The 13,040-nt window shown below is 43.5% G+C and carries 12 protein-coding genes; 4 read left to right on the top strand and 8 right to left on the bottom strand.

Going from position 1 to position 13,040, the window contains the following annotated elements; genetic code table 11:
* The first annotated feature begins 132 nt into the window (after window positions 1-132).
* Both R7P67_RS19430 and R7P67_RS19435 read left to right on the top strand, forming a co-directional pair.
* Complete coding sequence (locus R7P67_RS19430; RefSeq protein WP_182016015.1) at window positions 133-1,278, top strand: Na/Pi symporter; 1,146 nt, start codon at window positions 133-135, stop codon at window positions 1,276-1,278.
* Between the two features lie 147 nt (window positions 1,279-1,425).
* Window positions 1,426-2,568 carry a flavohemoglobin expression-modulating QEGLA motif protein gene (locus R7P67_RS19435; RefSeq protein ID WP_053306894.1) on the top strand — a complete coding sequence of 381 codons (1,143 nt, stop codon included), beginning with the start codon at window positions 1,426-1,428 and terminating at the stop codon, window positions 2,566-2,568.
* A gap of 70 nt (window positions 2,569-2,638) precedes the next feature.
* Here R7P67_RS19435 and R7P67_RS19440 read toward each other — a convergent pair whose 3' ends face one another.
* The 5 genes from R7P67_RS19440 to rppH form a co-directional block, all read right to left on the bottom strand.
* Window positions 2,639-3,490, bottom strand: coding sequence for a thymidylate synthase (locus R7P67_RS19440; protein WP_005381947.1), 852 nt, complete (start codon window positions 3,488-3,490; stop codon window positions 2,639-2,641).
* A 9-nt stretch (window positions 3,491-3,499) separates the two neighbouring features.
* Window positions 3,500-4,321 (bottom strand): prolipoprotein diacylglyceryl transferase, encoded by an 822-nt coding sequence (gene lgt, locus R7P67_RS19445; RefSeq protein WP_005381948.1) that lies wholly within the window; start codon window positions 4,319-4,321, stop codon window positions 3,500-3,502.
* 87 nt (window positions 4,322-4,408) lie between these two features.
* Window positions 4,409-5,200: a sulfite exporter TauE/SafE family protein gene (locus R7P67_RS19450; protein WP_213972908.1), complete on the bottom strand. Its 792-nt coding sequence runs from the start codon at window positions 5,198-5,200 to the stop codon at window positions 4,409-4,411.
* A gap of 6 nt (window positions 5,201-5,206) precedes the next feature.
* Window positions 5,207-7,453, bottom strand: a complete 2,247-nt coding sequence (ptsP, locus tag R7P67_RS19455) for a phosphoenolpyruvate--protein phosphotransferase (RefSeq protein ID WP_005385966.1) — start codon at window positions 7,451-7,453, stop codon at window positions 5,207-5,209.
* Window positions 7,454-7,455: 2 nt separating this feature from the next.
* Window positions 7,456-7,977 (bottom strand): RNA pyrophosphohydrolase, encoded by a 522-nt coding sequence (gene rppH / locus R7P67_RS19460; protein ID WP_005381953.1) that lies wholly within the window; start codon window positions 7,975-7,977, stop codon window positions 7,456-7,458.
* 619 nt (window positions 7,978-8,596) lie between these two features.
* On the opposite strand from rppH, the gene mutH reads away from it, so the two are divergent.
* A complete protein-coding gene (mutH, locus tag R7P67_RS19465; RefSeq protein ID WP_017821501.1) occupies window positions 8,597-9,277 on the top strand; it encodes a DNA mismatch repair endonuclease MutH in 681 nt (226 codons plus the stop codon).
* 48 nt (window positions 9,278-9,325) lie between these two features.
* On the opposite strand, the gene R7P67_RS19470 is transcribed toward mutH, so the two are convergent.
* Window positions 9,326-9,604 (bottom strand): DUF6482 family protein, encoded by a 279-nt coding sequence (locus tag R7P67_RS19470; RefSeq protein ID WP_318086046.1) that lies wholly within the window; start codon window positions 9,602-9,604, stop codon window positions 9,326-9,328.
* Between the two features lie 154 nt (window positions 9,605-9,758).
* Here R7P67_RS19470 and R7P67_RS19475 point away from each other — a divergent pair, with 154 nt between their 5' ends.
* The gene (locus tag R7P67_RS19475; protein ID WP_262652791.1) at window positions 9,759-10,793 is read left to right on the top strand and encodes an NADP(H)-dependent aldo-keto reductase; all 1,035 of its coding nucleotides are present in this window, start codon (window positions 9,759-9,761) and stop codon (window positions 10,791-10,793) included.
* Window positions 10,794-10,924: 131 nt separating this feature from the next.
* Here R7P67_RS19475 and R7P67_RS19480 read toward each other — a convergent pair whose 3' ends face one another.
* Both R7P67_RS19480 and vpsR read right to left on the bottom strand, forming a co-directional pair.
* Window positions 10,925-11,176 carry a hypothetical protein gene (locus R7P67_RS19480; RefSeq protein WP_005381776.1) on the bottom strand — a complete coding sequence of 84 codons (252 nt, stop codon included), beginning with the start codon at window positions 11,174-11,176 and terminating at the stop codon, window positions 10,925-10,927.
* Window positions 11,177-11,705: 529 nt separating this feature from the next.
* Window positions 11,706-13,040, bottom strand: a complete 1,335-nt coding sequence (gene vpsR, locus R7P67_RS19485; protein ID WP_017635067.1) for a cyclic-di-GMP-binding transcriptional regulator VpsR — start codon at window positions 13,038-13,040, stop codon at window positions 11,706-11,708.

Raw genomic sequence — 13,040 nt, forward strand, 5'->3', positions numbered from 1 at the left:
ATCAAAAAGAACAATAAAAATCTCTCACAGCAAGAAATCTGTAATATTACTGAAATATTTATTCTCTAACATCGCCCGCAGATTCAACTACAGACCGAAAAATGAACTGAAAGGTCAACGGAGAAAATTATGATGAACCAAGCTACTTCAACAGTGGCACCAATTTCGAGCACAGCTCGTTGGTTACGCTGGGCTAACTTGGCATTCATGTTATATCTGCTTCTTCTAGCAGTATCTATGGTTGGTAGTGGCTTTAAATGGGCAACTGGCGATCAAGCTAAGGTGCTATTTGAATTTGCCGCACACCCAGTTGCAGGTCTCATGATCGGCTTGGTGGCAACAGCCTTAATTCAGTCTTCAAGTACTGTAACGTCTATTATTGTAGGCTTGGTTGCAGGTGGCTTACCTGTAGAAACCGCTATCCCTATGGTGATGGGTGCTAACATTGGTACCACAGTGACCAATACGCTTGTGTCTCTTGGCCACGTGCGCTGTAAAGAAGAGTTCAAACGTGCATTTGCAAGTGCAACCATTCACGACTTCTTCAACTTGCTTGCTGTCGCTATTTTCCTTCCGTTGGAAATGATGTTCGGCATTTTAGAGAAAGTTTCTCACTGGCTTGTTTCTCCACTGCTTGCTACTGGTGATATGAGCATTAAAGGCTTCAACTTTATTAAACCAATTACAAAGCCAGTCGTAGGCGCAATTAAAGGGCCACTTTCTACCTTCGGTGATACTGTTGGCGGCGTCATGCTTATTGCTTTGGGTATTGCGACTATCTTCGTTGCAATCACAGTGATGGGTAAATTGATGAAGAGCCTAATGGTTGGTCGCGCACGTGAAATTTTGAAAAACGCCATCGGTCGTGGTCCTATTCACGGCATCGTATCAGGCTCAATCGTGACCGTTCTAGTACAATCTTCCTCAACCACGACAAGTTTAATGGTTCCGTTGGTTGGTACTGGCGTGTTGAAAGTACGAGATATCTACCCTTTCACTCTGGGTGCTAACATTGGTACTTGTATTACGGCACTACTAGCAGCGACAGCGGTATCTGGAGAGTTTGCAGTATTCGCACTACAAATCGCTCTAGTCCACTTAGTATTTAACATCATGGCGACGCTGTTTATCTTTGGAATTCCATTCCTACGTGAGATTCCGGTTAAAGGCGCTGAGATGATTTCTGAAATGGCTATTAAGAATAAAGCAGTTGTTGGTGGTTACCTAATGTCAGTATTCGTTATTCTACCAGGTGCAATTCTAGCCCTAACAACGTAACAACAACGACATACCATCGCTTATTGTTTAGGCTCCACATCGTGGAGCCTTTTTTATGATAATTAAACTGTTCAAATCGATTGTCCGGTGATAATTTGAGCCACATCAGCATGCTTATGCTGAGCTATCTCATTTGGAGTCGACAACATGACGCAGCTTAATGACGCTATTTCTGATCAGCTACTCGCAATAGACGAAAACCTAACCCAACTGGTTGCTGATATTGATATCCTCAGTAGCGTGAATCCTCTTAATTATGCTCAAGAAAGAGAACGTTTCATTAAAAACAAATATTCTCAAGAGCCTAATTTTCAATATTCAATTACTAACGTAGATACCCACAGCGCAAAGCGACGCCTATATGAGCTACCTCTAGAAAACATTCAAGACACCCAACTGCAGAGGCTGTACGCGGATGTAATTCAGTCTTATGCTGATAAACTAGATCAAGTGAATACCATAGGTACGCAAGAGTTTCTTTATAACTCCTTACGCTATTATGGGGAACCGAGCGCCAAAGATATTGCCAACGCCCATTTCATATTGCACCTTCCTACAGAAGAAGAAAAAGAACCTCAGCACGATAGCCGTGCAATAGCACGTTTCATGCAAAATTTTGCTCAACGCAATGGGTATGAATGTGAAATACAAGTGTTGGACGGGATGTTAGCAAACGCACTAGTTTCAGGATCTCGAGTCAAAATTAACCACGCGGCGTACATCACCACTGATGAGCTGGAGGCTCTTGCACATCATGAAATGGGAGTACATCTCCTGACTACACTTAACGGTCGTCAACAACCGCTAAAAGTCCTGAGCTTAGGTTGTCCTGCCAATACCAACACTCAAGAAGGGCTGGCTATATTATGTGAGTATCTGTCAGGACATTTCAGTATCAAGCGCCTAAGAACCTTAGCCTTACGAGTTCTGGCAGTAGAGTCGATGATCAAGGATCGCGATTTCCGCCATACGTTCATGCTATTAAAAGAACAGTATAAAGCTTCTGATCTTCAAGCATTTACAACGACTGCCCGAGTCTATCGAGGTGGAGGTTTAACGAAGGATTACTTGTATCTTAGAGGATTCCGAGAAGTGCTCAATGCCTATGATAAATTGGGCGATGACTTTTCACTATTGTTGTGCGGGAAAACTGAGCTGAAGTACTTTGAGCTTATCCGTTCATTAGTGAGTAAAGAAATATTCACTCAACCTAAGTTTATTAGCCCGGCACTGTCCACACCGATGCAGACCAACCCAATTCACCGTTATATTGTCAGTGCACTAAAATAATACCTTCTAAGTACAAAAAAGAAAAAAGCTCCATTCGGAGCTTTTTCTATATCTTGAAGAACGATACTCGTTACACTGAGAATGGGTAACGAATAGGATCGTGATGCTCGTACCCTTCAACCCAAAAGTCATCCAGTGTTACCCAAGTTTCCAAATCTTCTAGAGATTTAATCTCTGGGTTGATATGGAACGTCGGCGCTTTTAATGGCTCACGCTTCAACTGAACATCGCGCATCAGTTCAAGCTGGTCTTCATAAATGTGAGCATTCACAATCTTATGAAATGCCTGACCAGGTTTCTTGCCCGTAATTTGCGCCATAATCGCCAAGAATACGTAAACTTGAACCATATTGAAGTTTAAGCCAAGCGGTACATCACACGAACGCTGAGTACTATTCAGGTAAAGCGTATCATCCAGCAATGAAAAATGGTGACTGTACATACAAGGACGCAAGCACCCCATGTGGAACTCACCCGGATTGTAGAAGTTCAGGATTTCACCGCGATCATCAACACCACGCGTTAAGTCATCCACTATCTTACGTAGCTGGTCAACATGACCACCATCAGGTTTCGCCCAGGCGCGCCCTTGAACCCCATAGACACGGCCCATGTCGTCTTCGCCTTTACGGTATGGGTTATTCAACCAGGCATCATTTAGGTTGGCATTGGCATCCCAGGTTTTCGTGCCCAGCTTACGAAAATCTTCCGCATTATCGTAACCACGAATATACCCTAATAGCTCTGCAACGGCCGCTTTCCAAAAACTTTTACGTGTGGTGACCAACGGAAATTGATTGTTCGCAACATCGTAGGTTAAATCCGCGTTGATTACGGTCAGGCAGCGCTTGCCTGTACGCTCATTTTCAACCCAAACACCTTGGTCAACGATGCGTTGACACAAATCTAAATACTGTTTCACACCAATACCTTACTTCGTCTTTTGTGGTAATTCGTCTTTGTAATGACCACGTTTGTATGCCCAAACCATCATGAGGACACCGATAACCACCATTGGCAGGGATAAAATCTGTCCCATGGAAATAAAGCCACCGAATAAACCCAAATGAGCGTCTGGTTCGCGCACGTACTCAACTAAGAAGCGGAATGTACCATATCCAGCTAAAAATAGCCCTGAAACAGAACCTAGAGGACGAGGTTTCTTGATGAACCAATTCAAGATGAAGAAAAGTACGATACCTTCAAGCGCCATTTCATAAAGCTGCGATGGATGACGTGGCAGTGGACCGCCATTTGGGAAAACGATCGCCCAAGGCACATCCGTTACTCGGCCCCACAACTCGCTGTTCATGAAGTTACCTAAACGCCCCATACCCAAACCAAATGGCACAAGCGGCGCGATAAAGTCAGCAACACCGAAGAAAGTTCGCCCGTTTTTGTGTGCATACCAGAACATCGCAGTAATCACACCCAGTAAGCCCCCGTGGAAAGACATACCACCGGTCCACACTTTAAATAGATACAAAGGGTCAGCCAGGAAGAGCTCAAAATTGTAGAAAAGCACGTAGCCTACACGGCCACCAATCACCACGCCAAGGAAGCCTGCGAACAACAAATCAGAAACCTGCTCTCGTGTCCAACCACTTCCAGGCTTATCCGCACGTCGGTTCGCTAACCATAGAGCAAACATAAAGCCCACAAGGTACATCAAACCGTACCAACGAACCGAAACAGGACCAATAGAGATTAAAACCGGATCAATATTGGGAAATTCAATATATCCCTGAGACATAAATCATTCTCTTCTTATCACAACAAAATAAATATACCCAAGTAACCTCTAGATGCTTGGTTCAGCGAGAATGACTTGGGTACAAACTTAGAGCAGCATGGTCGCTGCAACAAACATTAAGAACACCGCGAATATCTTTTTTAATACCGCAGTTGGAAGGTTAGTTGCCAGCTTCGCACCCACTTTTGTTGTGAGCATCGAGGCCATAGCAATCGCTAATAAAGCGGGAAGATAAACATAACCAATACTGTATGAAGGTAAGCCTTCCACTTTATAGCCATGTAAGATGAAGCCGATCATACCAGAAATAGCAATCACGCAACCACAAACGGAGGATGAGCCCACCGCTTTACGCATCTCTATCCCATGTTTATTTAAAAATGGTACCGACAGTGAGCCACCACCAATACCAGCAAGGCTTGATACGACACCAATTCCCATGCCGTAAACTACAGTCACAGGGCTGCTCGGCATAGGTTTACTGCTCGTAACTTTAATGGAACGAAACATTTGTACTGACAGGCAAAGAACAATGACACCAAACACTTTCGGCAAATAGTGTGTAGGGATCCACTCAGCAATATTGGCACCAACAAAGCCACCAATGACCACACCAGGCATCAACCATTTTACGACAAACATATCGACATTGCCGAGCTTAAGGTGATTCATCGCCGATGAGCCAGACGTGACAATAATACTCGCTAACGAAGTGGCTAAGGCCATGTGCATACTCATTTCTGGAGAGATCCCAGCAAGAGGAAGCAAATACAACAAGGCAGGAACAACAATCAAACCACCACCGATACCGAGTAACCCCGCCATCACACCCACAAAAGCGCCTAGCGCCAACAATAACAAAAATAAAGAGACGGTCACGATTTCCTACTTTTTACCTGCACGGATAAAGCCCGCAAAGCCCTGTTGAATGAAGAAGTCATGCATCATTTGATGAATGTCCTCCCCATAGGATTTTGTCATTGCTTGCTCCGCTAATTTTTCTAATTCTTCTTGTTGACTATGACGAATCAAATATTTCACCTTAGCCACGTTGGAGGTGTTCATACTCAAACTGGTATACCCTAACCCAAGTAAGAGAAGAGCGCCAAATGGATCACCCGCTAGCTCACCACAAATACACACGGGCACCTGATATTTATCACACACCTCATGGATTTGCTTAAGCGCTAACAGTACCGCAGGATGCATAGATTCATAGACATCCGCTACGCGCGAATTGTTCCTATCTACCGCTAATAAATACTGAGTTAAATCGTTGGTCCCGACAGAAACAAAATCAACACGGTGAGCAATCGTTGGCAACAGATACACCATCGATGGTACTTCAATCATGACCCCAATTTGTGGGAATTGAATTCTATCATCAAGCAAAACGGCTTCGCTGTGAGCTTGATTAATCAAGCTAATGGCATCGTCTAGCTCTTTTACCCCTGACACCATTGGCAATAAGATACTTAAGTTTCCGCTTTCTGCACTCGCTCTTAACATTGCACGCAGCTGGATCAAGAAAATGTCTGGATGATCCAATGTAAAACGAATGCCACGCCAGCCTAGAAACGGATTATCTTCTTCAATGGGCAAATACGGCAAAGGTTTGTCACCACCAATATCCAAAGTACGCATCACTACTCGTTGATTCGGATAGCTGTTAAGTATTGCTTGGTATTGATGATACTGCTCATCTTCCGAAGGAAAGTGATGCTGAAGTAAAAATGCAATCTCAGTTCGGTACAACCCAACACCATCAACACCTGTGTTGATGGCAATATTACTGTCTGCACTGAGTCCCGCATTCAGCATAATTTCGATATGGTGATTATCTTGCGTAACCGCAGGGAGTGCGAGGTCCTTGTTTACCATGGCAAACAGTTCAGACTCTTCGCTTACTAAGCTGCGATACTCTCGCAACAACTGGCGGTTTGGCTCTAAGAAGATCTCACCCGTATAGCCGTCGACTATCCCGAGTTTGCCATTCACCACATCCGGATTAATGTTGGCGCCCATGACTGCAGGGACCCCAAGAGCTCGAGATAAAATGGCAGCGTGAGAGTTTGCGCCTCCCTCTAATGATACGACGGCTAACAAAAACTCTTTAGGTACAGAAGCGAGCAAGGTGGCAGTGAGTTCGTTCGCCACCAAAATAATGGGACGATCAATTGCAGAATTTTCTTGCTCACTGTTGTGCAGAAAATAGAGCAGCCTTTGCCCTAACTCTCGGATATCTTGCGCTCTTTCACGCATGTATACATCCGACATTCTTGCAAATCGATTCGAGTATGACTCTACAACTTGGCGTAACGCCCAGTCTGCCCTATCTCCTTTTTCAATCTGCTTCTTCAAATCACCGCGAAGCATCGGATCATTCAGTAAGTGAGTAAACAGATCGAAGATCGCCAGCGCATCTTTGTTGATTTCACTGTCCAGCTTTTTCCGCATACGGCGAAAGTCATTTAACGCTCGCTCTATGGCCACCAGTAGGGTCTCGTGCTCGCGTTCCTTATCTAACGTGGACGAAGGGAAAACATCCGATAAACTCGGCTGGGTATTGTCGAACCAAAACTCTCCAATCGCGACACCAGTAGACGCAGGCAAACCTTTTAATACCGTGGGTTTAGATGCTAACTGCCAATGCCCAAGATTCTGCGCATGTGCAATGAGCACCGCTAACTGAGCGGATAAGGTAACAAGAAACGATTCTTCCATTTCACTAAACAAGCGCGGCGTTTTTTGTTGGATCACCAACACACCTAAAACTTGTTTACGATGAATGATTGGAGTAGCTAAAAAAGAGTGGTAAATCTGTTCGCCGAGTTGAGGAAAGAATTTGAACTCGGGATGTTTTGAGGCTTCGGCAAGGTTAAGGGGTTCAGCGCTTCGTTTTACCAACCCAACCAAGCCTTCATTGAAGTTGATATGAATACTATCACCTTCAAAAATAAGGCCTTGAGTTGCCATTAACTCAAGGCGCTGCATTTCTTCATTAGCAAGATAGATAGTACAGCACTCAGTACTAAGGGCAGCACAAGTCTCTTTCACCAATATATCGAGTGCCAGATGCACATCATCGACCCTGGAGACTTTCTCAACTATTTCCCTTAGCTGACTGAGCATGATTATCCTCTACGTTGCTTTTTTCTTTTCCCTTTCGCTTTTCTCTCTCGAAAAGGCATGGCTAAGGATGCAAATTCTTTCATCGCTCGTCGATAAACATCTCGCTTGAAAGAAACAACTTGCCTAACTGGATACCAGTAACTTACCCAGCGCCAACCATCAAATTCAGGGGATTTTCCGCGTTGCATATTAATGCGAGACTCATCGCATTCTAATCTCAGCAGAAACCATTTCTGTTTTTGGCCGATACAAACAGGCTTGGAGTCCCAACGCACCAATCGCTTTGGTAGCTTATATCTTAACCAATGACGACTTGTTGCAATGATCTTAACGTCTTTTTTCGTTAAACCGACTTCTTCGTATAACTCCCTGAACATGGCTTGTTCAGGGGTTTCACCTTCGTCAATCCCACCTTGTGGAAATTGCCATGAGTGTTGCCCGTATCGTTTAGCCCAGAAGACCTGACCATGGTTATTACATATCACAATACCAACATTAAGTCGGTAACCATCGCCATCTATCACTGGCTAACCTCTATGAATAAATTTTTTATTACCGTGATTTTTCCACATATCCCCATTACTAGCAAACTTACTGATGTGATATGAGCAAGATTTATTACCTTTTCAGCATTTTTGGATATCTTTTAATCAAACCATACCTTATCAACACAAGAGTGAGACATTGCCCACATTTATTCACCTTTTCTGTGAATAACTTTGTGAAGAATTCAATTCAAATGAGTAATTCAGTTCAATCCCATCAAATGAAAAACAAATGAATAAACAAAAAAACAAACATAAAACATTGATAAAAAAGTATTTATTTTTAAAAACAACGATAATTCGATCTTCAATTTCTTGATGATCTTTTCACCAAACCCAGATCGGTCAAAGATCCACCAACAGGCTATTTATCCACACTTACCTGCTATTCGTTTAGATGATTACAACAAAATCAACCCCAAAAATGCATTTTAACCCCTGTTTATTCATACAGACCCCGTCAGGATCTTATCAACACCTCCTCCACCTGTGGATAAGTTATGAATTGATCGTTCTTACACCGCCTCGGTGAAATCTTAAACAGTAGATTTGGTCGGAGTTTGATAAACTATATTTTTTGTAATACCACCTTGTAACTATGAAACCAGAACCACAAACAGAAGCAGAGCTATTGGAACGAGCGCATGATATGGCAGGACTTAGTTTTGCTGAGTTGGCCGCCGAGGCGAATATGATTGTTCCTGAAAACTTAAAACGTGACAAAGGTTGGGTGGGTCAATTACTCGAATGGCACTTGGGCGCTCCAGCTGGCAGTAAACCTCAACAAGATTTCGCAAAACTAGGGATCGAGTTGAAGAGTATTCCGATCAGTTATTCTGGCAAACCTTTAGAAACAACTTTTGTTTCTGTGGCTCCCCTCACTGGTGTTCATGGTCTTACATGGGAAACAAGTCATGTTCGAAACAAGCTATCTCGTGTGCTTTGGGTACCCGTAGAAGGAGAACGAGAAATCCCACTCGCTGAAAGACGTGTGGGCAGTCCACTCATTTGGTCACCAGATGAAGAAGAAGAGCGGATTTTGCGAAATGACTGGGAAGAGTTAATGGAGATGATCGTCTTGGGAAGATTTGATCAAATTTCCGCCAGACACGGGGAAGCGCTGCATCTTCGCCCTAAAGCCGCAAATGCAAAAGCGCTCACCGAAGCATACAACTCAAATGGTAAGCCGATGAAAACTCTGCCCCGAGGCTTTTACCTTAGAACACAGTTTACTGAACAGATCTTACTCAAGCACTACATTAACACTCAACCAGAATAAAACCATATCAGCTATTTAGTGCGTCACGAGCGATAACTCAATATCGCATTACGAGGCTGCCTCTTCAGTGCCACATTCGTCATACGCATTGCGCAGCCTTAAATACGCTTTATCGACCCCTAGCCTCAATAGTTCTTCTTTTACTAAGTCTAGAGAGCCAAAATGTATCGGGTCTTCACCGTCTTTAATTGGCTCAAGTTGATGCTTGTACTCCACAGCTAAAAGATAGTCAGAGACATCAGAACACCCAATCACAAATACTTTGGGAGTTTTATAAGTATCTTTATGTGGACCATGTAGCCACATGTCCAATTGATGCTTCTGCATAACATACCTCCTTCACACGATCATTTAAGTGTAGTTAGGCTAACTGTAGCTTTCGAGTTTGCTCTTCCTTTATACGTAAATCATTTGCGATTGCGGCTAAAAATCCCCTATATTGGAGTCACTTATTTAGTCGGTAACTCTTCAAGGACGTGATATGCAATACACAAAACTACCGCACTCATCACTTGAGCTCAGTAAAATCTGCCTCGGCACTATGACGTTTGGCGAGCAAAACACAGAAAAGGACGCCTTTGAACAGCTCGACTTTGCCCTCGATCATGGTGTGAACTTCATCGATACCGCAGAGATGTACCCTGTACCGCCAAACTCGGAAACACAAGGGCTCACCGAGCAATACATCGGTAATTGGTTGGCAAAAAGCGGCAAAAGAGAAAAAGTAGTACTGGCAACAAAAGTGGCAGGCCCTCGCAATGTTCCTCACATTAGAGACAACATGAGCCTTAATCGTCGCCACATCCATACAGCAATTGATGACAGCCTTAATCGTCTACAAACCGATTATGTCGATTTGTACCAACTACATTGGCCGCAGCGTCAAACCAACTGCTTTGGTCAACTCAACTACCCATACCCTGACAAACAAGAAGAAGTCACGTTAATTGAAACGTTGGAAGCGCTTACTGAATTAGTGAATGCAGGTAAAGTGCGCTATATCGGCGTATCCAACGAGACGCCGTGGGGGGTGATGTCGCTACTGCGTTTGGCAGAAAAACACGATTTGCCAAGAATTGTCTCCATTCAAAACCCATATAACTTATTGAACCGCAGCTTCGAAGTTGGCTTGTCTGAAATCAGCCATTACGAAGGCGTTCAGTTACTTGCCTACTCTCCTTTGGCATTTGGCTGCCTGAGTGGTAAATACCTACACGGGGCAAAACCTGAAGGCGCTCGATGCACTAAGTGGGAGCGTTTTGCGCGCTACTTCACTCCACAAGGTGTTAAAGCGACCGAAGCTTACGTCAATTTAGCTCAAGAGCATGGTCTAAACCCTGCACAAATGGCGCTCGCGTTTGTCAATCAGCGTCCATTTGTTGCTTCTAACATTATAGGAGCAACAAACCTAGACCAATTAAAAGCCAATATCGACAGTATTGATTTGCAACTTAGCGACGAACTACTTACTGAAATTCAAGCAATAGGTACAACTTACTCGAATCCTTGCCCTTAACAGTACCACCTTCAAACGAAAACAGCTGATCTTCAAGATCAGCTGTTTATCCAATGAAGTCATACTTCATATAAAAAGTTAAGCGTGTTGAATGACTCGTTAGCAACTCAGTCAGCCCAACACGCTAACGATTACGTCATTATTCGCGACGTTAAGACTCGACGAAGGTGACGAACTCGACGTTCAACTTTTACTGCATCCGGAACATTGGCACGTGTAGAACGCCCATCGCGATCTAAACCAATATCCCTCAATAGATGGACATTCGTCCATGGAATATCATGAGCAGTTCGGCGTATGGTTCGCTGCCATTGCTTTTCTTCGCGTTTAAGGTCTGCTTTCAATAGCAAAGTGGCCAATTGTAAGTAAATAGAGTGACGCATAATATTTTCTCCGATTATCGATGTATTCGACTGGGAAAAATAGTGCGTAAAATGAACAGAAATATTCTGTTGATACTAAGCCGCTACTTTCCCGCAGCCTAGTAATAAATATGATAGGTTACGGATTAATTTTTATCTTGTGAGCCAGTGGTATTGGTATCATCCGATTTAAGGGTTATCGGAGCGATAGGCATACGATCAGCGCAAGCAGTGGTGTTAACAACGTAATGTTTCATCTTGCGCCTCCTAGCTAAAAATTAATCCGTTTATGAAAGGTATAACTCATTGAGTTACGGTTAAATTGTAAGCTTTGATGAATATATATCAAACATTTTTTGCCTTTTTGATTAAAAACAAATCAATACACCGCAATTTAGTTTCATATACTTTTATGTATAACATATTCACCTGAGGAATATATAAATTTGCGGATTTTATAAATCAAACCAAACAAAAAATAAAAAGAGCGGCTCTGTGGCCACTCTCTTTTATTGTATTTATTCGCCTATTTGACACAGGGAAAGGCCAACTACATGGCTTGTTCGGAAATCAAGTTATGTTTATTAAGTAGTCGATACATGGTTGCACGCGAAACTCCGAGCTCTTTCGCCGCATTTGAAACTTGACCAGAATGAGATTCCAAAACAACCAGCAACGCATCACGTTCACTCTTCTCTCGGATTGATTTCAAGCTGCGCTTTGAGTCATTACGTTGAGGTAAATCTAAGTGATGCTCTTCAATCATTACGCTGTCGGACATTAATACCGCTCGCTTCACTTGGTTCATCAGCTCACGCACATTTCCAGGCCAGAAATAACGTGTCAGTGCCTTGAATGCATCCTCAGAAAAGCTTTTTGCTTGCGAGTTGTACTCTTTTGAGAACTCTTGTAAGTAGAAACGAGCCAGCAATGCGATGTCACTCGCACGTTCTTTCAAGCTAGGGACATTGATGCGCAGAACGTTGATGTAATGGTAAAGTTCTTCATTGAAGTCACCGTCAATCAAAGCTTTTTCAACATCTGACGAGTTAGCAGCAAGAATGCGTACGTTAACCGCTTTTACGCCATCTTTGGTATCAATGGTGCCTTCTTGCAAGAATCTCAGCAGATTCATTTGCTGCTCTTTTGAAATGGTAAGAATGTCATTAAACAACACGGTGCCACCATCTGCTTGTTCAAGCAGGCATGCTTCCATATCTTCATCGGCGTTAATACCAAATACTTCAGCTTGGAAACGTTGTTCATTGAGTGCGCGACAGTTAATTGCCATAAACGGTTTATGAGAGCGTGAAGAGACTTTATGGATGGCCCTAGCAACCGCCTCTTTACCAGTCCCACTTTCCCCAGAAATCAGAATGCTGACGTCCGTTGGACCAATGCGCTTCACTTGATCGCGTAAACGTTTCATCGGGATAGATTCACCGATCAGACCCATATCTAAACTGCTACCAAAACTAGGCCAAACTTTTTTCTCCAACTTAAGCATGCCAAGCTGGTGACCTATTGTGCTTAATAACTGTGCATCTGGGATCGGCGCTGTGAAAAAGTCGATACAAAAGTTAACAATGAACTGGCATATGGTGTCAGTGCCAAGCTGAGATTCACGAATAAACGCTAACCAACGTACGTGTTTGTGAGAGCTGACTAAGTTCGCCAAACCATTCAAGCTGAACTCGTCATGGCTGAGATCAACAATACCGATACATGGACCAATATCTTCTAACAGCGTATTAGCTTTGCGTAAGTCACCTACTTGGTGACACTTCCAGCCCACTTGCTCCAGTACCGATAACCAAGGCTCATAAGTACCGCCAACTACCACAAGCGATCCCGGGATGGAATCCATCTTAAACTGCCCAGCCAT

Source organism: Vibrio sp. Vb0937 (genome assembly GCF_033338855.1).